This is a genomic window from Bacillus weihaiensis (genome assembly GCF_001889165.1).
GTDB classification, from domain to species: domain Bacteria; phylum Bacillota; class Bacilli; order Bacillales; family Bacillaceae; genus Metabacillus; species Metabacillus weihaiensis.
On sequence record NZ_CP016020.1, the window covers coordinates 185,715 to 208,781 of the forward strand.

Here is a 23,067-nt window from a genome sequence, read left to right on the forward strand (position 1 = left end):
TCGGGAATGAAGATTTGCAAGGAGGATATAGATAGAATGTTTGCGAGGGATATTGGTATAGATCTTGGTACTGCGAATGTACTAATCCATGTTAAAGGGAAAGGTATTGTCTTAAACGAGCCGTCTGTTGTTGCGTTAGACAAGAATTCAGGTAAGGTTCTTGCTGTTGGAGAAGAAGCTCGTCGTATGGTAGGACGTACTCCTGGGAATATTGTTGCAATTCGTCCATTAAAGGATGGAGTCATTGCTGATTTTGAAGTAACGGAAGCGATGTTAAAACATTTCATTAACAAGCTGAATGTAAAGGGTTTATTTTCTAAGCCACGTATGTTAATTTGCTGCCCAACGAATATTACGTCTGTTGAACAAAAAGCTATTAAAGAAGCAGCGGAAAAAAGCGGTGGGAAAAATGTATTCCTTGAGGAAGAACCAAAGGTAGCAGCAATTGGTGCCGGAATGGACATCTTCCAACCATATGGAAATATGGTAGTTGATATTGGCGGTGGAACGACGGATGTCGCAGTATTATCAATGGGCGATATTGTCACCGCCTCTTCAATTAAAATGGCAGGGGACAAGTTCGACGCTGAAATTTTAAATTACATTAAACGTGAATACAAGTTATTAATCGGTGAACGCACGGCTGAAGACATTAAAATTAATGTTGCAACGGTATTCCCAGGCGCACGTTATGAAGAGATTAGCATTCGTGGACGTGATATGGTGACAGGGTTACCTCGCACAATTACAGTGAATTCAACTGAAGTAGAATCAGCATTACGCGAACCAGTTTCTGCTATTGTACAAGCGGCGAAAAGTGTACTTGAACGTACTCCTCCTGAGCTTTCTGCAGATATTATTGATCGTGGAGTAATACTAACAGGCGGTGGCGCTTTGCTAAATGGCTTAGATCAACTGTTAGCAGAAGAGTTAAAAGTACCTGTACTTGTTGCGGAAGCACCTATGGATTGTGTGGCAATTGGGACTGGGATCATGTTAGATAATATGGACAAGCTACCTCGTAAAAACTTCGGATAACTAAAAAAGAGCCTTAGGCTCTTTTTTTATGGTTAATAAGTAGTTGTCTAGTTCAAGTCTTTCTGAGGTTTTGTTCTAGTTCGTATTACTTCTTTAATGTCATCCAGCTTCCAACGTGATGAACGGCAAAACCATGAAAGCTTGAATAGGAGCTATAGTGGGCTGAAACAAGATCTAGTTGCTCATTCATAGCTGCTTGTCCTTCTTCAAAAAAGGTTAAAAAGCCATCTTGACCAAGGTTCATTGTTTCTACGGCAAGTGTGATTTTTTTCTTTGAGGCTTGTGCGTACGTCATCTCATTTTTAACAAGCTCAATGATTCCGTTTGCCCCAAGTGCCTTATCACGATACGCCATGATGGTTACTTCATCTGTTTGCTGAATCGCCCATTGTGCCAAATTACCTTTGCCATGACTATTACGGAATGTCATTTCATCAAACCAAAAGGGAATGTCAACGGCAAATGAAACATATAGAGAAGCGGCCGTGTTTTTAGCAACCAGTAGAGCGTCTTGATATTTTTTAACAGCTGCATTGTAAGTAGTTGTCCACTGTGATGTTAAGTAGGGTTCGATATCAAGGTGAATACCTGAGAACTTCTCAGAAGACTTTGCACCCTCTTGATAGGATTTCACCCAATCTAAGAAAAGAGTAAATGCTTTCGTAGACGGTCCCCAATGAGGAGCTCCATCTAAGGCATAGACGTTCATATTCTTTTCATTAGCTTTTCGAATAAACGATTTATACACATCTAGTTTAATCGAACGGTTGATTTGTAAGTAGACATGGGAAACCTGCTTGTCCACTAAAAATTGAAGGGTAGCATCTGGTTCACTGACAATTTTTTGAGTGTCCCAAAGCCAGGTAGAGATAGAGGTTGTTTCTCCTGCTTGTGCTTTGTTACTCATGCCAAAAACTCCAAGCTGACTAGTTAATAATAAGAAAATGAGGATACTTATAAACGAACGTTTTTTCATCGTGGTTTCTCCCTTTCCGGCCTAGGCCCAAAGAAAAGGAGCCTGGCAGCTTGGCGACCATACAATGATGACATTGGGTAGGCCCATAGCTTTGCGTCCTTGCCTTTCGACAAGTTTGCCTTTTTCAGTTTTTTTTATAAGTATATAGGCACGGATTTATTGTGCATATAGGTTGATAGTCCTGGTTTTTTAAGAAATAAGCTCTTTTACACGTAGTGATTACTTTTCGCAGGCACTCGCCATTAAGGCAAGAAGTGATACATCCCAACAGCCGACAAATTCAAAAAGCCTTCTGTCTTTCACTCCAATGAACTAAGAGTAAATGCTTGCTTCCCTCACAGGATGTCTGTCCTCTTAAATACAAGATTCATCTAATACAATGTAGTGTAGCTCTTTCTTCAATTGAATGATGACTACATTTACTAAAAGTGGTAGATAACAATCATTTCCTAAAAAAATGTAATGAGAAAAAAGAACATCTCCTTTATAATGGAATATAGGGAATTCTGTCGAAAAAGAATTCAAATACAGTTCGGGAATATGATGAAGGTGGGAACACGATGTTAAGAGGTTTATATACTGCAACAGCAGGAATGGTAACTCAGCAAAGACGTACTGAAATGCTTACGAATAATATGGCGAACTCAACTACTCCGGGTTATAAAGCCGATCAAGCTTCTGTTCGTGCGTTTCCAGAAATGCTTTTACAGAGAATGGACAATAAATCACCATCAGCTAAAAATGGAATGGGCTATTATGGTTCAACAACGATTGGACCAATTAACACGGGCGCTTACTTACAGGAAATAAGCAGTCAGTTTGCCCAAGGTAGTCTAAAAGAAACAGGCTTATTAAGTGATGTGGCCTTAATTGAAGAAGCTGTGCCTCTTAACCCGGAAACCAATGTAAAAGGAGCACTCCTTTTTGCGGTGGGAAATGCAGAGGGACAGGAAAGATATACACGTAATGGGCACTTTACTTTAGCAGATAACGGAACCTTGCTTTCTGATGGTAACGCTGTTCTTTCTACAACAGGTGAGCCAATATCAATTCAGACAAGCAACTATCAAATAGCTGCTGATGGCTCTATATATAATCTAGATCTTCCTCCTGGAGAACAATTTATTGCTCAAATTGATGTTCGCTTTGAAGAGGATGTACGTAATTTAATTAAAGAAGGAAATGGCATCTACCGAACGGCTAATGAAGCGCCACTACCGACTGCATTAAATGATGAAAATCTTCGCTATACTTTAAGACAAAACTATGTGGAGAATTCTACAGTTGATGTAGGAAGAACCTATACAGATATGATGACTGCTTATCGTTCTTTTGAAGCGAATCAAAAAGTATTACAGGCTTATGATAAAAGTATGGATAAGGCCGTTAACGAAATTGGCCGCTTATAATAAGAGGAGGTACTCCTAGATGTTACGTTCAATGATTACAGCGACGAATACAATGGGGCAGCTACAGAAACAGTTAGATAAAATAGGTCACAACCTATCCAACATAGATACACAAGGCTACAAACGTACTGAAACAACCTTCTCAGAGCTTGTTCGTCAACAGTTTAATAATCAAACGAATGAACGAGAAGAAGTTGGAGAACAACGTTTGAATATGGAGTACGGAATTCGTCAGGGCGTTGGAGCGATGATGAATAGTACAATTGCTTTTACTCAAGGGAGCATTAAGCAAACGGACCGTGCGCTTGATATTGCTTTAACTGTACCAGATCAATTTCTTCAAATTGAAGTAAACGGTCAAGTTAATTACACAAGAGACGGTGCACTGTATTTGTCTCCAACAAATGATGGAACAAACCGCTTTATGCTTTCTACTTCGAGCGGAAACCTTGTGTTAGATAGCAACCAAAATCCAATTGTCCTTGACGATAACTTCCGTGATATTACAATTTCAAAGAATGGTATGCTATCAACTGTTCCAAATAATGAAGAGGATGTACCACAAATTTTTGAACTGGGTGTTGTAAAAGTAGATCGTCCTCAAATGCTTGTTCAAAAAGGGAATAATCTTTATGGAGTTAAAGATCTAGGGGATGCACAACTAAATGAAGTGTTAACCTTCTTAACTGGTGATGAGATTTCTGTGCAGCAAGGTACACTAGAAATGTCGAACGTAGATTTATCAAGAGAAATGACCGATTTAATGGTTTCACAGCGTTCATACCAAATGAATGCTAAATCCGTCACATTAGGCGATCAAATGCTGGGATTAATAAACGGCGTAAGATAGGAGTCTAGTCTATTGGTTGCGAAAGAAACGTCTAAAGCAATGAGTCGAGAAGAAGTGAAAAAATCGAAAAAAGCCAAGAAGCAAAGTAAGAGTGATGAACAACAACAAAGTCAGAAAAAGGTTCGTATTCGTCTTGTACCTATTTGGCTACGAGTTGTTCTCGTCTTACTCTTAATGGCAGCTGCAACAGTGGCTGGACTCGTTGTTGGCTATAGTGTTATTGGAAGTGGCAATCCTGAGGATGCCCTTAACCAATCTACATGGCAGCATATTCTTGACTTAGTTGAAAAAAAGTAAGCACGAGGTTATACTTTTAAAAAAAGAGGCTGGGACATAAGTGTTTCAGTTTATGAGAAACCCGAACTATCAGGTGATATTTTAATGGAAATCCCCCATATCGTTCGGTTTTATTCTTAGTCACTACATTTATTGTTTATGCATACGATTGTTAATTACTAGTGTAATGGAGCGGAAGTCACTTGACTCCGGCGGGAGGTAGAGGAAAGGGTGAGACCCCACAGGCGTAGCCGAGGAGGCTCAGCTTCCTCCCCGCGGAAAGCAAGTGGATGCAGCGGAATGGAACGTACTTGTTCTTACACCACAACATATTAATAAGTAACAAGGTGTCAAACGATAATCGTTCGTCTTTTAAAAAATGATTGAGAGTTTTTACTCTGTTGGAAGAGATTCATACTTGTTTGTATGACGAAAGGAGCACTTACATATGTTAACTACTCAAGAAATTAAAGATATTATCCCACATCGTTATCCTTTTTTATTAGTTGATCGTATCCTTGAATTAGAAGAAGGAAAAAAAGCAGTTGGCATTAAAAACGTAACGGCAAACGAAGATTTTTTTAATGGCCATTTCCCTGAATATCCGGTAATGCCAGGTGTTTTAATCGTCGAAGCTCTAGCGCAGGTTGGCGCAGTTGCGATGCTGAAAAAAGAAGAAAACCGTGGTCGTCTTGCCTTTTTTGCAGGAATTGATAACTGCCGCTTTAAAAAACAGGTGGTACCAGGAGATCAATTGCGTCTTGAAGTGGAAATTACTCGTTTAAGAGGCTCCCTAGGTAAAGGAAAAGCAATTGCTACAGTTGATGGCGAAGTAGCCTGTGAAACGGAAATAATGTTTGCATTAGGTGAAAAAAAGAGTGAAGAATAATTCATAGAGACAAAGGATCTAGTCATAGGTCCTTTGTCTCTTTTTTTCCCATAAAGGTTTCATTAAAAGAAAACTTGTCTAAATAAAGCATAGCAGCATATGAAAAAAACATGAATGAAAATGAATGGATTGGGCATCATAAGCAAAGACCAAAACAATAACGAAGGTCAACATCGAAAGGAGCAATAATTATGAGTAAAAAATGGCTATTAACTTTATCAGGTTCACTTTTAGCAGCGATGATCGTGACAGGTTGTACAGACGATCAAGATCCAGCACCACCGGAAGACACGATGGAAGAAGATCCAGCTGAAGAAAACGGTGACATGGATATGGAAGAAAACATGGACGAAGCTGGCGAGGAAATGGAAGAAGGTATGGATGAGACTGGTGACATGATGGAAGAAGGTACGAACGAAGGCGAAGATATGATGGAAGAAGGTGCTGAAGAAGGTCAAGACTTGACTGAAGACGGCACTGTTGATGAAGAAGAAAATAACGAATAATTTTGTTCAAAGAAAAGGTGACCTTTAAATGAGGTTACCTTTTTTATGTTAGTGATAGTATCCTTTTTATAAGGATAATCCTTCCAACAGACGTGAAATCTACAAATTGCAATAAATTCCTCCCGTAATTGAACCATTTCATACATAAATTCACATCTACCTTGAATAGGATGTAGAGAACCGGTTACGTACTTTACAAAGAAGAGGTGAGTGATGATGAATAATCCTAATGCTCCTTTTGCGCATCATCTAGACTATATGAAAACGTACCAACCGTTCTATAGTCGCTTTGATCCTTGTCCACCGATTGGTGTGAAATACTATTCCACTCCACCACAATTATATATGGGTTTTCAACCACCAGGTTTACAGCAGTTTTCTCCTAAGGAGGCTTTAAAGAAAGGTACGTTATGGGCAGCGCTTTATGATCCTTATAAAAATCCGTACGAAGGAAAAAGGAGGACGACACCATGACGAATAAGCAGCTTCCAGATGAATATTACACGCTACTTGAAGACATTCAAGCCATTGACTTTGTCCTCGTTGAGCTGACACTTTATTTGGATACACATCCAGATGATAGGCAGGCACTGCAGCAATTTAACCAATGTGCCGCACATAGTAAGCAGCTAAAGCAAGTATTTGAATCGAAGTTCGGTATGCTTCTTCAATATGGAGGAAGCTACGCTGATGCGAAATGGAGCTGGGGAACAGCCCCATGGCCTTGGCAGGTATAGGTATACGAAAAAAGGTCGGGCTCTAACCGGCCATACATACGAAAGGAGATCGACTATGTGGGTATATGAAAAAAAACTACAATATCCTGTAAAGGTGAGCACTTGTAACCCAACACTAGCCAAATATTTAATTGAACAGTACGGAGGGGCAGATGGAGAGCTTGCAGCAGCACTTCGTTACCTCAACCAGCGGTACACGATTCCAGATAAAGTAGTTGGACTGTTGAATGATATTGGAACAGAAGAATTCGCTCATTTAGAAATGATTGCAACCATGATCTACAAGCTCACAAAAGACGCAACTCCTGAACAATTAAAAGCAGCAGGCATTGCGCCACATTACGTGAACCATGACTCAGCGCTCTTCTATCATGACGCAGCAGGAGTTCCATTTACAGCCACCTACATTCAAGCCAAAGGAGATCCAATCGCTGACCTATACGAAGATATCGCAGCTGAAGAAAAAGCAAGAGCCACCTATCAATGGATCATCAACGTATCAGACGATCCAGATTTAAACGATAGTCTGGCTTTCCTAAGAGAACGTGAAATCGTCCATTCCCAGCGCTTTAGAGAAGCTGTAGAGATTTTAAAGGATGAGCGTGATCGGAAGAAGATTTTTTAGTATAGGGCCGCCTTTGTGCGGCTTTTTTTATGGTAACGAAGTGAGGTTGGGGGCGCTGAGACTATGAGGTGCGTAAAAACTATGGGAGTGATACAACTATGAGCACCGCAAAAATTAAGGTTTGATAATGATAAGGTAAAGTTAGACGCATTCTGCCTAAAGTTAAACGATTCGGTAAAGCGGGCTACTAACAAGGTCACTTAAACAGAGAAATACCTTCTTACTTTGACCTCCTTCAGCCGTAAAAAGCCGCACCTTTAAAGATGCAGCCATTTATAACTTGGTGGTTTCCTTCCGTTCTTGCATTCTTTTCTTAAATTCAACCATCAAGCCTTCTTTTGCCAACCCTTGTTCCATCAAGGTTTGGAGCAGTTCTGCTGGATCGTGGACAGGTCTTGATGTTAATAAGCGTCCATCTAATAAGATCGAGATGTTCGGTTCAAGTGGTGTGATAGTTTTCACACGAGCGAGGATTTGAGCGGGTGCGTTTGTTTTTTTAGAAATGGTGACAAATACTTTCTTCTTTTCATCGGCGTCCAATAAGGTTTGAAAGTACGATTGAAAATTGTCTGGGATAAGTGCTTCAATGAGCCAGGAATTCTCCCCATCTTCACGATTGACAACAAGTCCATCGATTAACGGAATTTCTTCTGGAGGAGCTTCTTTTTCTTCGTCAAATCTCAATTTCAAATCGACAAGCTTAAATGTTTTCATTGACGTTCACCCTCACTTGAGCTTTTCCTTCATTATACCATATGAAAGCGCTCAAAAAGAAAATCTCTTATTCTGAGATCTTCGTTGCTTTTTCCACAACTGACACAAGGATATCCTCAATGAGCTTGCGGTCCTTTGTTTTTGCAAGCAAAAGCTGTTGAAGCATAGAGGCCATTTTAGGCTGTTTCACTAAATAATCAATGATGTGCAAGAACGATTCTTCTGTTTCATACTTACCATATACCTCATATAAGTATTGATTCGTTTGGTTGTCTTTTCCGATTAAATGACCGATACTTACTTGAAAAACTTCACTTAATGAAAGTAAGTAGGACAGATCAGGCTCCTGTTCCCCAGATTCGAGTCGAGTAATAACAGATCGTGACACATTTAATAAGTCAGCAAGTCTTTCTTGAGACCAATTATTTTTTTCACGATAATATTTCATATTCATTTGGAATCTTTCTAGCTCTTTCATAGACAAACAATTCCCTTCTACGACGTTACTGTTATCGTAATAGAGACGAGAAATTGTATATGTTCTAATCGGAAACAATTTAAGTTTTGTGCTAAAAACGAACAAAGTAGATATTTTGACCTAAGTATGTAAAAGCAAGAAAGGTGGAGGATGCGGGAGAAATGACCGAGAAAATGATGAAAAATGTAAAGATTTAGGTATTTATTTTTTTAGAAAAATAGTACAATATACATATGGAATAAAATTACATAATAGAGAAGAGGTTTAAAATGATCCCATTCAAGCTGAAATCTATTTTTTTAGATTCTCCACAAGAATTACAGGTAAGAGAAACTTCAGATCAAGAAATTGTTATCTTACGAGTAGCCGATCACCATCACATTCAGGATGAGATGAATCTACACCATTTTCGAGTGCCAAAACATTCTACTGTTGACATCAGGTATGAAACAATCGATCATAATCATCTTCTTCGTATCATCTTCCAACTAGAGCAGAGAAAGCTTTCTATCCAATATTTTACCTGGGATGATATGGAGGAATACTTCAAAGAATCTCCTCTTCATCCAGATATAACGGAATCGATTTTCTTTCAAAAAATTCTTCAAAGTATTAACTTCAGTGGCGAAAACCATATATCTTATATCGTCAACACACCTCAACATCTCTCAGATCTACCAAAATAGGAAACAATAAAATAAAATAATAGCTATGCTTTTTGAAAAAAATAATATGAATGATCGAGATATCCTAACGATTTAATGGATTTTTAAAAGCTAAAACGCCATTTTATTCATTTTTCCAACTCGTACCTTTCGAGTACAATATGCTTGTACATGAATAGAAAGGAGGGTTGGAGTGATTAATCAAATAATTCTGGTAGGTAGACTCACCAAGGATCCTGAAATACGCTACACAGCAGAAGGTGCACCCGTTGCAAATATTACTTTAGCTGTTAGTAGAAACTTTAAGAACTCCGCTGGAGAAATTGAAACAGACTTTGTCAATTGTACAGTGTGGAGAAGAACCGCGGAGAACACTGCCAATTACTGTCGAAAAGGATCAATCGTAGGTGTAACGGGTCGAGTTCAGACAAGAAGCTATGAAAGTGCTGAGAGAAATCGAGTGTATGTCACAGAGGTTGTTGCAGACTCGGTTCGGTTTATGAGTAGTAAGCCCCGCGAATTAGTTGAACAAGAGCAAGAAAAATAAGTGTGTTTTCTTTAAAAGAGATACGACTGTTAGGAGATAATATTCAACCGTAAGTGCGCGTGTAGACGTGAGTCTTGATACTGACTCAAACCTGCTCACTTAGGAAAAAGCAAGCACCCGGGTTCGAAGCTAACGAGCGTATATTTTCAAACAAAGAATCAATCATGTCCCCTCACTCCCTCTCTTTTTGGCTGGTTACTTGCCTAGGTAATCAGCCGAATTTTTAATATAAATGGAAAAGCTATTAAGGGAACTCATGACTATGGTTGAAAAAAGGTTTGATAAGATCGACCAATGGATGGTGGAGATGGACCAAAAGTCTGACAAGGTTAATTTGCAGCTTACTGGAGTTTCAAAAGAGGTTTCAGGTGTGAAGGAGAGGGTTTCAAGACTTGATGGAAAAGTAGACAATTTTGCAAGTGAATGTCGAAGCCATTTCATTAAGATGGAAGCAAAAGTTTGAACACAGATGCTTTTAAAGTGTATTCGGCTGACTTAAATAAGGCTAAAACAGATATTGATTTTTTAAGTAGTAAAGCTGGTGTTCATGATACCGAGATTAATTATCTTGAGAAGACTAGGGGGTATATTGAAAATCAGATAGTTTAAAAAGAGTTTATTATAGTAATGAAAAGGTAGTAAAGATCTTTATAGTAAAACAAAATAATCTTCCTTTCATTCCTTCGCTAGCTATCTCCCTGAGAGGCTTTTTTTTATGCTTCTATTAGGATTTTAGTCAGCTATACTCCTTTTATTTTCTTCTTTTTCCATATTCTAAAAAAAAATAAAAAAAGTACTTGATAATTAGAATGCGTTTTCATATGATAGATACAAAGGTACCTACTTTTAAATAAAGGTCATTATGTATATGTTGATCATTAAAATATTCGGAGGGATAGGGATGAAATATTTTTTAGATAGTGCCAAGATTGAAGAGGTTCGTTATGCGTATGAAAACTGGGGAATTGATGGAGTTACTACTAACCCACGTCATATTATGAACAGTGGAAAACCGTTCTTGACTGTTTTAGATGAATTAGGAAGTGAATTTAGTGGGGTAAAGAATTTTCCGATCTCCGCTGAAATTAACCCTCATTTAACTGATGCGAAGGAAATGGTTTCAGAAGGAAAAAAAATCGCTGCTTTGAATGATAATTTTATTATTAAAATTCCATGTATTGAGCCAGGGTTAATTGCAGCAAAAGAGCTAGAAAAAGAAGGAATACGCACAAATGTTACTTTAGTATTCTCTCCATCACAAGCTTTACAGCCTGCTAGAATTGGAGCAAAATTTGTTTCGCCGTTTGTTGGCTGGAAGGAAAATAGTGGAGAAGATACTAATCAATATATTCAAGATATTGTAGAGATTTATAATAATTATGATTATGATACTGAAGTGATTGTCGCTGCATTACGAAATGGTAAGCAAATTGTAGATGCTGCAAAAACAGGCGCGCATATCGTAACATGTGGTTTTGAAGTGTATCAAAACAGCTTTCACCATGCATTTACTGATTATGGATTAAATGTATTTAGAAATGCTTGGGATAACACGGTGAAGGAAGAAGAAATCGTATTATAAGCTAGAGCAAGTAGGACCCTCAATGGAGCTAATCTCCTTTGAGGGCCCTTTCAAAGTAAAGATCGAGGAGGACTTCCTTTGGAAAGGTATATAACGATTAAAGAAGCAAATCACCATGTGGATTTTCACCACATTGATGAAGATGCCTTTAGTGAATTTGGAAGAGTTCTTTTGAATATAGAAATAGATGAGCTTGTTCAATATATGGATACAACAGAGATACCTGAAGATGGAAATGTATATGTTGCTTCAGTAGAAGAGATGGAACAAACACATATTGAGAAACGATTCCGAGAAACGGTATATGGCGGATTGCCAATTCAAATAGGATATTGTAATGGAGTGAATTCTACTTTAAACGGTTTAGAATATCATAAAGGAAATGAAATCAATATTGCGATAACGGATTTTGTCTTACTGCTTGGGAAGGTTCAAGATATAAATGGAAATTCCTATGAATCTAGTAAGGTGAAGGCATTTTATGTACCGAAGGGTGCTGTAATTGAGTTATATAGTACAACATTGCACTTTGCTCCTTGTAAAGTTGAGGATGAAGGTTTTAAAGCGATTGTTGTTTTGCCGAAGGGAACGAATTTACCGTTAAGTAAGGAAGTAAGTCAATTGACGGAAGAGGATTCGTTGTTATTTATGACAAATAAATGGTTATTAGCACATCCAAAAAGACAGGTGTTAATTGAAAAAGGCGCCTACCCTGGAATTAAGGGTGAGAACATACAAATTTACTACTAAAAGTATTTGAAAATTGGATTAATATATAATTCTTGTAAAATAGTTCTAGTACATTTAGCTAGATTTATAGTACTATATACACAATAATAAAGGGGATTTGCGTATGGAAATGTCAAATATATGGTTTACCTTGCTTTCATGTATCTTTTTTATGGGGTTAGTTGGCTGGGTATCTTATTTAAAATCTAAAGATGATGTAAGCGATTCCAACGGGTATTTTTTAGCTGGTCGTGGGTTGACTGGTACGTTTATCGCTGGATCATTATTACTTACGAATTTATCAGCAGAGCAATTAATAGGTTTAAATGGCCAAGCTTATCGTTCAAATCTTTCTAATATGGCGTGGGAAGTAACGGCTGGTTTTGCTGTTGTTATTATGGCGCTTTATTTGTTACCAAAGTATTTAGGTGGTGCGTTTACGACATTACCTGAATTTTTGAATACTAGATATGACGAAGGTGTTCGTCGCTTATCAGTTTTACTTTTCATGTTAGGTTATATTTTAGTAACAATTCCATCAGTTCTTTATTCAGGTGCACTTGCAATATTAAAACTATTTGATGTACCAACTATGCTTGGAATTACGTATGAAGAGTCAGTTTGGGTTATTGTGTGGATTGTGGGAATAATCGGTGCAATATATGCAATTTTCGGTGGTTTGAAAGCGGTTGCTATCTCGGATACAATTAATGGAATTGGCCTTTTAATTATTGGGGTTTTAGTTCCTGTATTAGGATTTATTGCGTTAGGTGATGGAAGCTTGATGGAAGGTGTTCGTAAAGTTGTTACGGCAAACCCGGAGAAATTGAACGCCATTGGGTCAAATACAGATTCCGTGCCATTTGGAACCATATTTACAGGGATGATTTTAGCGAACTTATTCTATTGGGGTACTAACCAGTACGTAATCCAACGTACACTAGGTGCAGCAAGCTTGGCAGAAGGACAGAAAGGTGTTATTTTCTCTGGATACTTCAAGTTAGCTATACCATTCTTTATGATGGTACCGGGCTTAATTGCTTATCAAATGTATGGGGAAGGAATGGAGCCTGTCGATTTAGCCTACCCAGCATTAGTAGCGGATGTCTTACCTTTATTTATGTCAGGCTTCTTCCTTGCTGTTTTATTAGGTGCGGTGCTTAGTTCCTTTAACTCACTATTAAATTCAGCAGCAACGATGTTTGCTTTAGATATTTATAAGCCTCTAAAGAAAAGTGCAACAGACAAAGAGCTTATCCGTATTAGTAAAATATTCGGTACTATTATTGCCCTAGTTTCATTCTTTATTTCACCTTTACTAATGAATGCACCGGATGGGTTATGGGATTTAATTCGACGTTTCACGGGATTCTTTAATATACCAATCATTACCATTGTATTAGTCGGACTTTTGTCAAAACGAATTCCTGCACTAGCAGCGAAGGTTGTTATTGGATTCCACGTCGTGACGTATTACATGCTTGTTTGGGGATTAAAGCAGTTCTTCAATACGGAAATTACAATTAATTTCATTTATGTATATGCCATTTTATTTGTTATCGAAGTTGCAATCATGATGGTCATTGGAAAAATGAAGCCACTAAAGGTACCTTACACGTTCAAGTCAAATGCTCAAGTAAGCCTTGCACCTTGGAAATATTCTTTATTATTAACGGTTATTTTATTAACGCTTATCGTTATGACATATATTGTCTTCTCACCAGTCGGTCTTGCTTACGGAGAGGAAATTGTCTCACCAATGTTCTGGCCATCGATGGTTGGTGTGCTAATCTTATCCATTATCGCTAGCGTATTCTCGTTGAAAAGCTGGAATCGTAAATATGCAAATTACCTTACAAAACAGCAGTCTGATCTAAAGGAAGAAAATAAAAAATTAGCTTAATGAAGAGAAGAGGGAAAATATGATTATCGCAGGGCTAGAGACGTTTTACAAAATGCATGTGAAATCAACGATAGATGGCTTTGAAGTCCTTTGGAATGATCAACCAATCTTAAAGCATAGTAGTGCTACGCCTCTTATATATGTTGGTTATGGCGAAGAAACGATAGATATGTATCGAGGCAATTTTGATATAAGAGATTACGTGATTGAGAGAACACCACTACGCTATGTTGAGGTAGAGGATAATGACGGTCAGATTACTTTATCCTTTAAGAAGAGTAAAGAAGAAGAAACCTTACTCAAATTTTCATTATCAATGACAGATAACGAACTGAAATTAACGACGGATTTTGCTTCTGATAGCATTAATCGCTTTTGGCTTCGTGTACATGCGGATCAAAATGAAAAGGTTTATGGGTGTGGAGAGCAATTATCTCATTTCAACATGCGAGGAAAAAACTTTCCACTTTGGACATCTGAACCAGGAGTCGGAAGAAATAAGAATACCTATGTAACATGGCAAGCTGATGTGAAAGACAAAGCAGGTGGAGATTACTATCATACGAATTTCCCACAACCGACATATGTTTCTAGTGAGAAATATTATTGTCACATTGAGACGACTGCATATGCTGATTTTGATTTCCGCAATCCTACATTTCATGAGCTACATGTATGGGATGTTCCAGCAGAAATTATATTTGAAGGAGCTCCAACATTTTTAGAGCTTGTTGAGAAAATCACTGCACGTTTTGGACGTCAGCCTGAATTACCGGAGTGGACATACAATGGCATATGGCTAGGTATTCAAGGTGGAACTGAAGTCGTGGAGAAAAAGATTGATAAGGCTATTGAAAGTGGAGTTAAGATTGGTGGAGTTTGGTGTCAGGATTGGCAAGGCAAACGAATTACCTCTTTTGGTAAGCGGTTAATGTGGAACTGGCGCTGGAATCCAGAGGAATATCCAAATCTTGATACGAAGATTCATGAATGGAAGGAAAAAGGTATTCGTTTCCTTGGCTATATTAATCCATATGTTGCAGTGGAAGGAGATCTTTTCCAGCATGCAAACGAAAAAGGATATTTAGCGAAGACAGTGGAAGGTGATACGTATTTAGTAGACTTTGGGGAGTTCTACTGTGGAGTAGTCGACTTTACAAATCCTGTAGCGGCAGGTTGGTATCGTTCGGTTATTAAAGAGAATATGATTGATTTTGGTATTGATGGCTGGATGGCTGACTTCGGTGAATATCTCCCAACAGATGTTGTGCTGCATAACGGTGTAGATGCAAAAATCATGCACAATGCATGGCCAACGATGTGGGCAAAGGTAAACTACGAAGCAGTGGAAGAAGCAGGAAAGCTTGGAGAAGTAGTTTATTTTATGCGTGCAGGTTACACAGGTATCCAAAAGTATTGCACATTACTTTGGGGTGGAGATCAAAGTGTGGACTGGACATTAGATGATGGTTTAGCTTCTGTTATCCCAGCTGCACTTTCATCTGGAATGGTAGGCTGTGGCTTGCATCATAGTGATATTGGAGGTTACACAAGTCTTCATGGAAACAAGCGTTCAAAAGAGCTTCTCATGAGATGGGCAGAAATGGGAGCATTTACACCAGTCATGAGAACGCATGAAGGAAATCGACCATACGACTGCTTCCAATATGATGATGACCAAGAGTCGCTCGATCATTTAGCAAAAATGACAAATATATATGTAACTCTTGCTCCATATACAAAGTCACTTGTAAAAGAAAATGCAGAAAAAGGAATCCCAGTTCAGAGACCACTATTTATGCACTATGAGCAGGACGAAGCATCATACCATATTCAATACGAATATTTATATGGTCAAGATGTACTTGTTGCACCTGTGCACCAAGAAGGGCAAACAGAATGGGAAGTTTACTTACCTGAAGATGTATGGGTACATTTATGGTCAGGTGAAGTGTATACGGGTGGAACCGTATCAGTAGATGCACCACTCGGCTGTCCACCTGTATTTTATCGAAAATCATCAGAGTGGAAATCTTTATTCGAACAGGTTTCAACAATTAAATAAATGGGTATAGAAAAGGTTGTTGATCTAGCATCAACAACCTTTTTTAAACGATTATTTTTTTTAGTTTCTGTTGCATAAGGGGAAGGGTGACGAATAGACACATGCAATTTGTACTTAAGTGTACGCTCCGTAACGGCTTCTAAGAGAGTATGAAATCGTTAAGGACATCGTTATGTATGTTATACTAGTCATGATGTATGAAGTAGATAACTTGGAGCTACATTCTATAATTTTATAATTATATAGAGAAATACAGATGTTTACAGAAAATTAAGTCGATTTTAAACGAAAAATAGTTCAAGCTGACTTTGAAATATAAATTAAATCTGTACGCATTTGGTACTTCTAGACAAACTAAGAGTCGTTGAAACCTCGGAAGGAGTTACATAAGATGGAAAGGACTATTGATTCTTCTAAAAATGTTGCATTATATCTTCAAGTAAAGGACATTCTTATAAATCGAATCCAAGATAAAACATGGTTACCTAACACCTTAATTCCGACTGAGCAGGAGTTAATGGAGGAATTTGATGTCAGCCGTACAACGTTACGTCAGGCAATTTCCATCCTTGTTCAAGATGGTCTTTTAGAAAAGAAGCAGGGGAAAGGAACAATTGTAAAGTCACAGCAGCTTGCTGGAAATGGAAGGCTAAAGGGGTTTGCGGAGGAAGTAACGGAAAAAGGACTAACACCAAATTCCAAACTACTTCGAATTGAATTTAAAAAAGATTTGTATCATGAAAAATCAAAGCTTGATGTACCAGATGATGAGGAAATCCTTGTTATAGAGCGGATTCGATTTGCCGATCAGGTTCCTATTGCAATTGAACGTACGTGCTGGCCAGCACATATTGGTAAGCTATTCCGGGATATAGATTTAGATAGTGCTAAGTTTTATGAAATTCTCGAGGCAAATGACATTATTCTAAAACGAGCACATGAAAAAATTTCCGCAATTAATGCTACTCTCTTTGAAGCTGATTTATTAGGGATACGTGGTGGAGAAGCCATGCTGGAAACGGAGAGACTAAGCTTTGGGTTAGACGACCGTCCAGTTGAGTTCTCGAAGATAAAATTTAGAAGTGATAAATACCATTATAATATTGAATTGACAAGATAAGCTGAAAGGATGACTTAAGAATAGGTGCCAGGCACCAAGGGGTCATCTTTTTTTGTTTGGCTCTGTTAAAGGTAAATGTTGATATTTGAAACCTATCTGAAATCCTTGAAAAATTAGTATAGAAACAAACGTTCGATGAGGTAGCAATGAGAGTACCAAACACAATATTAAAGAGTTTCTATTAACATTATTTGTATTTGAAATGACGGACACAAATGACAGTTTACGATTGTCAAAATTCAATCTTTAGTCCTTGTTTACAGGCAGTTTAAATTTATTAAAGAGGTGAATTTTTTGGAAAGGAAAAGTTTAAAGGTATTTACTAAAATTTCGTTTTATATGGCATTGGCTACGATTATTGTCATACCATTTTCCTTATATCTATCATCTACAACATCGAACAATAACTTGGGTTCTATCTTGAGACCCTTCGCATTAATTGCGTTTTATAGTTCTTTGGTTGGTATTCCATTAAGCATCATTTCAATGTTCAGCAAGGAAAATTTAGCTAAACGAATTTTTGCTTTAATTGTAAATTTAACGCCTATAAGCCTTATTTTTTACGCTTTAATTATGGGGTTTACAGATGAATTTTTCCGTATTGTACATTAAAAAACTTTAATTAACGGATGCGTTAGTTGAACACGAATGGAGGAAACCCAAATAAATAAGGTTTCCTAAAATTTCGCTTAATTATCAACATTAAAATTTAACAGAGCCTTTTGTTTAAATCGAAAAAATGAAAAAACCTTGATGAATTAGTGTCTAAAGTCCTGTATTGTTAGAACTTTGAATTCCTCGATATATATCGATTTTTGATCTCCTTTCCTACTTGTTTCATATTGTCCCCCCTCAAAGATTGGTCGTGACCATCAAATAAAAAGCTTTACCTTTTTTTTAAAACCAATGCTTGTAGCTAGTGTAAATTAGTCCTCTCATTAAACAATTAATCTAAAAAAACAAAAGAAAATACTTGAAATGATGGAGACGTTTTCATATGATAGAAGTAAAGGTACCTACTTTTTACTAAAAGGTCATTATCTATTTGTTTTATTAGATAGGATCTAGATTAGAACGTTAATTCATGTAAAGGAAGCGCGTATAAGAATTATCACTTATATGAAATTACCCTTTTAGAGAATGTCATTTAGTGTGGACAGTCGTCTTACACTTTATTTGAAAGTTTAGTAGAAAAAGAGAAATGGGGAAAAGGGATGTCAGAGTCAGCAATTTTATATCTACCTATTGGACGTAAAACGTTCGATCTTGAAGCAGCAGAGGTGTATTTAACACAAAGTATTGATTGGCTTGAGGAGTGCGGACAAAAGATCATTCGACCAAATGAAATTTTAACGTCCGTTGAGGAGCTTGAGAAATTCTTACAAAATGTCTCTTGTGAGCAAGTATCAACTATTTTATATCAAAGTGTCACCTTCGCAGACGGTGAGTTTATGTTAAAAGCTTTAGAGTACTTTTCAGCACCTGTTATTGTCTGGTCTGTTAGAGAACCAAGCGTTGGTGGGAGACTGCGATTAAATTCATTAACTGGCGGTAATAGCACGAGCAATGTTTTGCGAAATCAGCAGCACCCGTTTGCGTTTGTTTTTGGAAACCCAGATGAAGAAAAACTACACACTCAGCTTAATGATCAATTTAAGGTGATGAAGGTTCTTCATTCTCTGAACAAAATGAAAATAGGTGTAGTAGGAGATTTTCCTCCGGGCTTCTTCTTCTCAGGTGCAGATGAGGATGAATTAAAGAATGCACTTGGTGTAAGTCTTTATCGAATGGATTTACAAAAGGCATTTAAGGAATGTGTGGAATTACCTGAAGAAGAATGGATTGGCGAGGTTGATCGAGCTGAAACGCAAGTTATTGGGTTAAATCGTAAGGATGAAACAGTGAAGAGATTCGCTCAATTCTCTACGTACATTAAGAAGGAAATCAAGGGTGAAAACATTCATTCGTTAGCGATGCGCTGTTGGCCTGATTTCTTTAATGATTTAGGTGCTGCACCATGCTCTGTTCTATCACAATTTACTGAGGATGGAATGGCCACTTCCTGTGAATCGGATATTCATGGTTCGATCTCTATGCACATTCTTCAGCAATTAACAGAAGGAAGTGCACCTTACTTAGGAGATCTAGTTCATGTAGATGAAGAGAAAAATTCAGTTGTATTCTGGCATTGTGGTGCAGGAGCATATTCTCTTGCTCACCCTTCAAAAGGAGCTACAGCTGGCGTTCATCCGAACCGTAAAATAGGGCTGGCAATGGATTTTGGCTTAAAAGCAGGTGAAGTGACAATTTTCCGAGTAAGTCATACGCCGGATGGATATCGACTTCTTGTAATGAAAGGAAATGCGCTAGACGTTGAACAGCCTTTTACAGGTACGTCTGTTGAAGTTGAACTAGCTACAGATGTTTCATCCACTCTATATGAACTAATGAATGCAGGATATGAACCACATTTTGCCCTTGTGTATGGAGATGTGACGAAAGAATTAGTTGAGTTAGGTCGCTTACTGAAGCTTGAAACAAATGTGTATGTATAAATGGTTATACCTCCTAAAGTAGTTAGGAAGAAAAAGGAGGGAGTTATGAAAAGTAACGTAACCTTACCCGAAAAGCCAAGCGCATTATATGTAAAGGTCAAGGATGAAATGCTCCAGAGGATCCAAAGCAATACGTGGAAGCCATACTCCATGATTCCTACTGAAGTAGAACTTATGCAAGAATTTCAGGTAAGTCGTACAACTATTCGTCAGGCAGTTTCCATTCTAGTACAGGAAGGGATACTTAACCGGAAGCAAGGGAAAGGGACCATCGTCAAGCCGCATAAATTTATTGGAACGTTAGGAAAGCTTAAAGGCTTTGCAGAGGAAGCCATGGAAAAGGGCATGACACCTAGCTCGAAGGTTCTTCGAGTCAATATCAGTACTGATTTTGAAGTGGAGAGAACAAGGCTTAATCTACCAAAAGGTGTGAAGATCTGTGTGATTGAACGATTGCGATTTGCAGACTCAATGCCGATTGCAATTGAACGATCAAGCTGGCCGTATTCAATTGGACAGTATCTTCTTCAGCATGATCTTAATGGCGCCACCTTTTATGATATTTTGCAAAAAAACGGGGTTGAGCTGCAAACGGCTAAGGAGAAAATTACGGCGATAAATGCCACCATCGACGAAGCCGATTTATTGGGAATTCGTGGAGGGCAAGCATTACTGAGGATGGAACGATTGAGCTTTACTTCACAAGGCCATCCGATTGAATATACAACAACTAAGTTTTGTAGTGATAAGTATCAGTATTATATCGATTTAAAAAGGTAAAGAAGAAAAGATAAGGAGAGTGTTTAAGTATGTCAACAGTAACTGTGAAACAATTTGGTCTTTATATGAATGGATCTTGGAATGTAACCGATGAGAAGATGGATGTTTTAGATAAGTACACACAGGAAGTAACAGCAACTATATCAGTAGCGACAAAGGATCATGTAGATGAGGCAGTTCAAGGAGCAAAACAAGCACTTAAGAAGCCACTTTCGCCTTATGCACGCTACGAAATTCTCATGAAGTCTGCACAATTGTTACTTGAAAGACGAGAAGAATTTGCTCAAGTTCTTGCTGTAGAGGTTGGAAAGCCAATTCGTGAATCTCGTGTTGAAATTGAGCGCGCAGCTCAAACATTAATCATCTCTGCAGAGGAAGCGAAACGAATTCATGGAGAAGGTGTACCTGTTGAAGCCGCTGCGGGTAGTGAAAATCGTATGGCGTTTACTGTACGCGTTCCGGTAGGTGTCATTGCTGCAATCACACCATTTAATGTACCTGTTAATCTTGTTTGTCATAAAATTGGTCCTGCGATTGCAGCAGGTAACAGTGTAGTACTTAAGCCGGCTGAGGTTACACCGATATGTGCGTTAATGCTTGCAGAACTTATGGAAGAAGCAGGATTACCAAAGGGAGTTTTCCAGGTAATAACAGGTGATGGAGCTAGTATTGGCGAATGGCTATTAGAGAATAAAGATGTCAATATGTTCACGTTCACAGGGAGTCCACGGGTTGGTGAATACATCCGTTCAAAGGCTGGGCTTCGTAAGGTAGCATTAGAGCTTGGTAATAATTCAGCAACTGTTGTTCATCACGATGCAGATGTAGCTCAAGCAGCTTCACTCGTTGCACAAAAAAGCTTTAACAACGCTGGTCAAGTATGTATTTCTGTTCAGCGAGTATATGTACAGGAACAAGCATATGACACATTTATTGAATTATTAAAGAAAGAAACAGAAAAGTTAGTCGTTGGAAATCCGCTTGATGAAAAAACAGACATTGGGCCAATGATTCGTTTACGTGAAGCAGAACGTGTGGAGAATTGGGTAGAGGAAGCGGTTCAACAAGGAGCTGTACTTGCTCTTGGTGGGAAACGAAATGGGGCTCTCTATGAACCAACTATCCTAACAAATGTACATGATGACATGAAAGTTTGTCGTCAGGAAGTATTTGGACCAGTTGTTTCGGTTGCTACTTATGAAACAGAGGAAGAAGTCATTGCAAAAGTGAATGATTCTGAATATGGTCTACAAGCGGGCTTGTTTACAAATGATCTTAAATTTGCAATGAAAGCTGCACGTGAAATTGAAGTAGGTGGACTAATTGTTAATGACGCTTCTGCTTACCGTGTAGATCACATGCCGTATGGTGGAGTGAAAAACAGTGGCAATGGTAAAGAGGGTCCAAAATATGCCATTGAGGAAATGACAGAAGAACGTCTTATTGTCCTAAACCTTTAAACATTTTTGGTGCCAGGCACCACTCAAGAACGCCTACTCCATTTTATTATGTTGGGCGTTTTTGAGTTGGATAACGAATTTTACTTGAATAGTAGGAATGAAGGTGCATAAATGGAATTTTTCCTCATTCTAATTCCAGTCTTTAGTATTTTTGCAATTGGCTATATTGGCCAAAAAAGGATTGGATTTGATACAAAGAATATATCAACAATGGCCTTGTATTTAATGTCACCTGTTTTAGTATTTAGGACCTTTTACACCACAGAGTTTAACCAGACATATCTTTATTTAGCAATTTATACATTTGCTTTATGTTTTTTTCTCATTTTAGTCATCTATCTTCTTTCATTTTTCCGAAGGTATAGCATGAAGGAAACATGTGGGATGATTTTAGCCTCTGCTTTTATGAATAATGGAAATTATGGTACTCCTGTTGTTCTATTTGTATTTGGAGCTAGTGGTCTCGATTATGCCATTGTGTTAATGGTCATTCAACAGCTCTTAATGAGTACAGTTGGAGTCTATTATGCGGCAAAGGGCGGTGAAGAAGGGGATGGAATTCGCTCGGCTTTAAAAACTGTTCGAAAAATGCCAATTGGATACGGAGCATTGCTTGGAGTTAGCCTTCAATTCCTTCACGTTCCTATCAATGAAAATATCTTGATTGCTGTTGATATGGTAGCAAATGCAGCTATTCCAACTGTCATGATTGTTCTAGGAATGCAACTAGCAAAGATCTCTATTCGAAAACTAGAAAGAGAAAAAATCTCTCTCTCTCTTTTCACAAAGCTAGCAATCTCCCCGCTCATTGCATTTTGTCTCACGTTGTTCTTGCCAGTCGACGATATGGTGAAGCAAATTATGATTATAATGGCTGCGATGCCAACTGCAGCTAATACAACGATGTATGCTCTGCAATTCAATACAGAGCCGGAATTTGTTTCAACGGCAACGTTACTGAGTACAATCTTAAGTGTGGTAACACTACCTACTTTATTCATGATTTTATTATAAAGGAGAAAAGGCCCAGCTCACATAAGCAGGGCCTTTTCTTCAATTTACTTCATAACCTTCTTCTCAATCAACTTCACAAGCTTCTCCCATTGCGGAGCTTTTTTAGATTCTTGCTTTTTTGGTTTCTTGGCTGTTTTTGTTGCCATGCG

The 23,067-nt window shown here is 38.1% G+C and carries 26 protein-coding genes, 1 pseudogene and 1 riboswitch; of the genes and pseudogenes, 24 read left to right on the forward strand and 3 right to left on the reverse strand.

Annotation, left to right across the window (positions count from 1 at the left end):
- Positions 1-36 precede the first annotated feature (36 nt).
- The gene (mreB, locus tag A9C19_RS00865) at positions 37-1,038 is read left to right on the forward strand and encodes a rod shape-determining protein (RefSeq protein WP_072578202.1); all 1,002 of its coding nucleotides are present in this window, start codon (positions 37-39) and stop codon (positions 1,036-1,038) included.
- An 85-nt stretch (positions 1,039-1,123) separates the two neighbouring features.
- On the opposite strand, the gene A9C19_RS00870 is transcribed toward mreB, so the two are convergent.
- A complete protein-coding gene (locus A9C19_RS00870) occupies positions 1,124-2,014 on the reverse strand; it encodes a hypothetical protein (RefSeq protein ID WP_072578203.1) in 891 nt (296 codons plus the stop codon).
- Positions 2,015-2,055: 41 nt separating this feature from the next.
- Positions 2,056-2,144, reverse strand: a riboswitch (cyclic di-GMP riboswitch).
- A gap of 430 nt (positions 2,145-2,574) precedes the next feature.
- Here A9C19_RS00870 and A9C19_RS00875 point away from each other — a divergent pair.
- From A9C19_RS00875 to cotJC, 8 genes are all read left to right on the forward strand, one after another.
- Positions 2,575-3,423 (forward strand): flagellar hook-basal body protein, encoded by an 849-nt coding sequence (locus A9C19_RS00875; protein WP_072578204.1) that lies wholly within the window; start codon positions 2,575-2,577, stop codon positions 3,421-3,423.
- Between the two features lie 19 nt (positions 3,424-3,442).
- The gene (locus tag A9C19_RS00880; RefSeq protein ID WP_072578205.1) at positions 3,443-4,273 is read left to right on the forward strand and encodes a flagellar hook-basal body protein; all 831 of its coding nucleotides are present in this window, start codon (positions 3,443-3,445) and stop codon (positions 4,271-4,273) included.
- Between the two features lie 12 nt (positions 4,274-4,285).
- The gene (locus tag A9C19_RS00885; RefSeq protein WP_233499221.1) at positions 4,286-4,570 is read left to right on the forward strand and encodes a DNA-directed RNA polymerase subunit beta; all 285 of its coding nucleotides are present in this window, start codon (positions 4,286-4,288) and stop codon (positions 4,568-4,570) included.
- 427 nt (positions 4,571-4,997) lie between these two features.
- The gene (gene fabZ / locus A9C19_RS00890; RefSeq protein WP_072578206.1) at positions 4,998-5,438 is read left to right on the forward strand and encodes a 3-hydroxyacyl-ACP dehydratase FabZ; all 441 of its coding nucleotides are present in this window, start codon (positions 4,998-5,000) and stop codon (positions 5,436-5,438) included.
- Positions 5,439-5,629: 191 nt separating this feature from the next.
- Positions 5,630-5,944 (forward strand): hypothetical protein, encoded by a 315-nt coding sequence (locus A9C19_RS00895; protein WP_072578207.1) that lies wholly within the window; start codon positions 5,630-5,632, stop codon positions 5,942-5,944.
- Between the two features lie 213 nt (positions 5,945-6,157).
- On the forward strand, positions 6,158-6,418 hold the full coding sequence (locus A9C19_RS00900; protein ID WP_072578208.1) for a spore coat associated protein CotJA: 261 nt from the start codon (positions 6,158-6,160) through the stop codon (positions 6,416-6,418).
- Positions 6,415-6,681 (forward strand): spore coat protein CotJB, encoded by a 267-nt coding sequence (locus tag A9C19_RS00905; RefSeq protein WP_072578209.1) that lies wholly within the window; start codon positions 6,415-6,417, stop codon positions 6,679-6,681. Before A9C19_RS00900 ends, A9C19_RS00905 begins: the two co-directional genes overlap by 4 nt.
- Positions 6,682-6,736: 55 nt before the next feature.
- Complete coding sequence (gene cotJC / locus A9C19_RS00910; RefSeq protein ID WP_072578210.1) at positions 6,737-7,306, forward strand: spore coat protein CotJC; 570 nt, start codon at positions 6,737-6,739, stop codon at positions 7,304-7,306.
- Positions 7,307-7,579: 273 nt separating this feature from the next.
- On the opposite strand, the gene A9C19_RS00915 is transcribed toward cotJC, so the two are convergent.
- On the reverse strand, positions 7,580-8,020 hold the full coding sequence (locus A9C19_RS00915) for a YwpF family protein (protein WP_072578211.1): 441 nt from the start codon (positions 8,018-8,020) through the stop codon (positions 7,580-7,582).
- A 67-nt stretch (positions 8,021-8,087) separates the two neighbouring features.
- Entirely contained in the window at positions 8,088-8,498 is a 411-nt protein-coding gene (locus A9C19_RS00920; protein WP_233499311.1) for a helix-turn-helix domain-containing protein, read from the reverse strand.
- 269 nt (positions 8,499-8,767) lie between these two features.
- Here A9C19_RS00920 and A9C19_RS00925 point away from each other — a divergent pair, with 269 nt between their 5' ends.
- The 15 genes and pseudogenes from A9C19_RS00925 to A9C19_RS00985 all read left to right on the forward strand — a co-directional run bounded on the left by A9C19_RS00925 (position 8,768) and on the right by A9C19_RS00985 (position 22,918).
- Positions 8,768-9,184, forward strand: coding sequence for a hypothetical protein (locus A9C19_RS00925; RefSeq protein WP_072578213.1), 417 nt, complete (start codon positions 8,768-8,770; stop codon positions 9,182-9,184).
- Positions 9,185-9,356: 172 nt separating this feature from the next.
- Positions 9,357-9,710, forward strand: a complete 354-nt coding sequence (ssb, locus tag A9C19_RS00930; protein WP_072578214.1) for a single-stranded DNA-binding protein — start codon at positions 9,357-9,359, stop codon at positions 9,708-9,710.
- 256 nt (positions 9,711-9,966) lie between these two features.
- Positions 9,967-10,173, forward strand: a complete 207-nt coding sequence (locus A9C19_RS00935) for a hypothetical protein (protein ID WP_145925766.1) — start codon at positions 9,967-9,969, stop codon at positions 10,171-10,173.
- The gene (locus A9C19_RS21620) at positions 10,170-10,319 is read left to right on the forward strand and encodes a hypothetical protein (protein WP_158515036.1); all 150 of its coding nucleotides are present in this window, start codon (positions 10,170-10,172) and stop codon (positions 10,317-10,319) included. Before A9C19_RS00935 ends, A9C19_RS21620 begins: the two co-directional genes overlap by 4 nt.
- Positions 10,320-10,611: 292 nt before the next feature.
- On the forward strand, positions 10,612-11,292 hold the full coding sequence (locus A9C19_RS00940) for a transaldolase family protein (RefSeq protein WP_072578216.1): 681 nt from the start codon (positions 10,612-10,614) through the stop codon (positions 11,290-11,292).
- 78 nt (positions 11,293-11,370) lie between these two features.
- Positions 11,371-12,042: a DUF4867 family protein gene (locus A9C19_RS00945; RefSeq protein ID WP_083584240.1), complete on the forward strand. Its 672-nt coding sequence runs from the start codon at positions 11,371-11,373 to the stop codon at positions 12,040-12,042.
- 103 nt (positions 12,043-12,145) lie between these two features.
- The gene (locus tag A9C19_RS00950; protein ID WP_072578217.1) at positions 12,146-13,924 is read left to right on the forward strand and encodes a solute:sodium symporter family transporter; all 1,779 of its coding nucleotides are present in this window, start codon (positions 12,146-12,148) and stop codon (positions 13,922-13,924) included.
- A 19-nt stretch (positions 13,925-13,943) separates the two neighbouring features.
- Complete coding sequence (locus tag A9C19_RS00955) at positions 13,944-15,989, forward strand: alpha-glucosidase (protein WP_233499222.1); 2,046 nt, start codon at positions 13,944-13,946, stop codon at positions 15,987-15,989.
- Positions 15,990-16,380: 391 nt separating this feature from the next.
- Positions 16,381-17,109 (forward strand): GntR family transcriptional regulator, encoded by a 729-nt coding sequence (locus tag A9C19_RS00960; protein ID WP_072578218.1) that lies wholly within the window; start codon positions 16,381-16,383, stop codon positions 17,107-17,109.
- Between the two features lie 142 nt (positions 17,110-17,251).
- Positions 17,252-17,359, forward strand: a pseudogene (locus A9C19_RS21435) (IS1595 family transposase); the annotation flags it as partial.
- A 44-nt stretch (positions 17,360-17,403) separates the two neighbouring features.
- Positions 17,404-17,721 (forward strand): 2-acyl-glycerophospho-ethanolamine acyltransferase, encoded by a 318-nt coding sequence (locus A9C19_RS00965; protein WP_072578219.1) that lies wholly within the window; start codon positions 17,404-17,406, stop codon positions 17,719-17,721.
- Positions 17,722-18,323: 602 nt separating this feature from the next.
- Positions 18,324-19,664, forward strand: coding sequence for a sulfoquinovose isomerase (sftI, locus tag A9C19_RS00970; protein ID WP_072578220.1), 1,341 nt, complete (start codon positions 18,324-18,326; stop codon positions 19,662-19,664).
- A gap of 45 nt (positions 19,665-19,709) precedes the next feature.
- The gene (locus A9C19_RS00975; RefSeq protein ID WP_072578221.1) at positions 19,710-20,444 is read left to right on the forward strand and encodes a GntR family transcriptional regulator; all 735 of its coding nucleotides are present in this window, start codon (positions 19,710-19,712) and stop codon (positions 20,442-20,444) included.
- A 29-nt stretch (positions 20,445-20,473) separates the two neighbouring features.
- Positions 20,474-21,904 (forward strand): aldehyde dehydrogenase family protein, encoded by a 1,431-nt coding sequence (locus A9C19_RS00980; RefSeq protein ID WP_072578222.1) that lies wholly within the window; start codon positions 20,474-20,476, stop codon positions 21,902-21,904.
- A 111-nt stretch (positions 21,905-22,015) separates the two neighbouring features.
- Positions 22,016-22,918, forward strand: coding sequence for an AEC family transporter (locus tag A9C19_RS00985; RefSeq protein WP_072578223.1), 903 nt, complete (start codon positions 22,016-22,018; stop codon positions 22,916-22,918).
- Positions 22,919-23,067: the final 149 nt, after the last annotated feature.

What these genes read in the sequence shown, in the direction of transcription:
- A9C19_RS00895 (WP_072578207.1), top strand. Translation starts at nt 5,630, where the DNA reads ATGAGTAAAAAATGGCTATTAACTTTATCAGGTTCACTTTTAGCAGCG.
- A9C19_RS00940 (WP_072578216.1), top strand. Translation starts at nt 10,612, where the DNA reads ATGAAATATTTTTTAGATAGTGCCAAGATTGAAGAGGTTCGTTATGCG.
- cotJC (WP_072578210.1), top strand. Translation starts at nt 6,737, where the DNA reads ATGTGGGTATATGAAAAAAAACTACAATATCCTGTAAAGGTGAGCACT.
- A9C19_RS00920 (WP_233499311.1), bottom strand. Translation starts at nt 8,498, where the DNA reads ATGAAAGAGCTAGAAAGATTCCAAATGAATATGAAATATTATCGTGAA.
- A9C19_RS00985 (WP_072578223.1), top strand. Translation starts at nt 22,016, where the DNA reads ATGGAATTTTTCCTCATTCTAATTCCAGTCTTTAGTATTTTTGCAATT.
- A9C19_RS00905 (WP_072578209.1), top strand. Translation starts at nt 6,415, where the DNA reads ATGACGAATAAGCAGCTTCCAGATGAATATTACACGCTACTTGAAGAC.
- A9C19_RS00880 (WP_072578205.1), top strand. Translation starts at nt 3,443, where the DNA reads ATGTTACGTTCAATGATTACAGCGACGAATACAATGGGGCAGCTACAG.
- fabZ (WP_072578206.1), top strand. Translation starts at nt 4,998, where the DNA reads ATGTTAACTACTCAAGAAATTAAAGATATTATCCCACATCGTTATCCT.
- A9C19_RS00875 (WP_072578204.1), top strand. Translation starts at nt 2,575, where the DNA reads ATGTTAAGAGGTTTATATACTGCAACAGCAGGAATGGTAACTCAGCAA.
- mreB (WP_072578202.1), top strand. Translation starts at nt 37, where the DNA reads ATGTTTGCGAGGGATATTGGTATAGATCTTGGTACTGCGAATGTACTA.
- A9C19_RS00960 (WP_072578218.1), top strand. Translation starts at nt 16,381, where the DNA reads ATGGAAAGGACTATTGATTCTTCTAAAAATGTTGCATTATATCTTCAA.
- A9C19_RS00870 (WP_072578203.1), bottom strand. Translation starts at nt 2,014, where the DNA reads ATGAAAAAACGTTCGTTTATAAGTATCCTCATTTTCTTATTATTAACT.
- A9C19_RS00980 (WP_072578222.1), top strand. Translation starts at nt 20,474, where the DNA reads ATGTCAACAGTAACTGTGAAACAATTTGGTCTTTATATGAATGGATCT.
- A9C19_RS00950 (WP_072578217.1), top strand. Translation starts at nt 12,146, where the DNA reads ATGGAAATGTCAAATATATGGTTTACCTTGCTTTCATGTATCTTTTTT.
- A9C19_RS00925 (WP_072578213.1), top strand. Translation starts at nt 8,768, where the DNA reads ATGATCCCATTCAAGCTGAAATCTATTTTTTTAGATTCTCCACAAGAA.
- A9C19_RS00900 (WP_072578208.1), top strand. Translation starts at nt 6,158, where the DNA reads ATGATGAATAATCCTAATGCTCCTTTTGCGCATCATCTAGACTATATG.
- A9C19_RS00935 (WP_145925766.1), top strand. Translation starts at nt 9,967, where the DNA reads ATGACTATGGTTGAAAAAAGGTTTGATAAGATCGACCAATGGATGGTG.
- A9C19_RS00975 (WP_072578221.1), top strand. Translation starts at nt 19,710, where the DNA reads ATGAAAAGTAACGTAACCTTACCCGAAAAGCCAAGCGCATTATATGTA.
- A9C19_RS00955 (WP_233499222.1), top strand. Translation starts at nt 13,944, where the DNA reads ATGATTATCGCAGGGCTAGAGACGTTTTACAAAATGCATGTGAAATCA.
- sftI (WP_072578220.1), top strand. Translation starts at nt 18,324, where the DNA reads ATGTCAGAGTCAGCAATTTTATATCTACCTATTGGACGTAAAACGTTC.
- A9C19_RS00915 (WP_072578211.1), bottom strand. Translation starts at nt 8,020, where the DNA reads ATGAAAACATTTAAGCTTGTCGATTTGAAATTGAGATTTGACGAAGAA.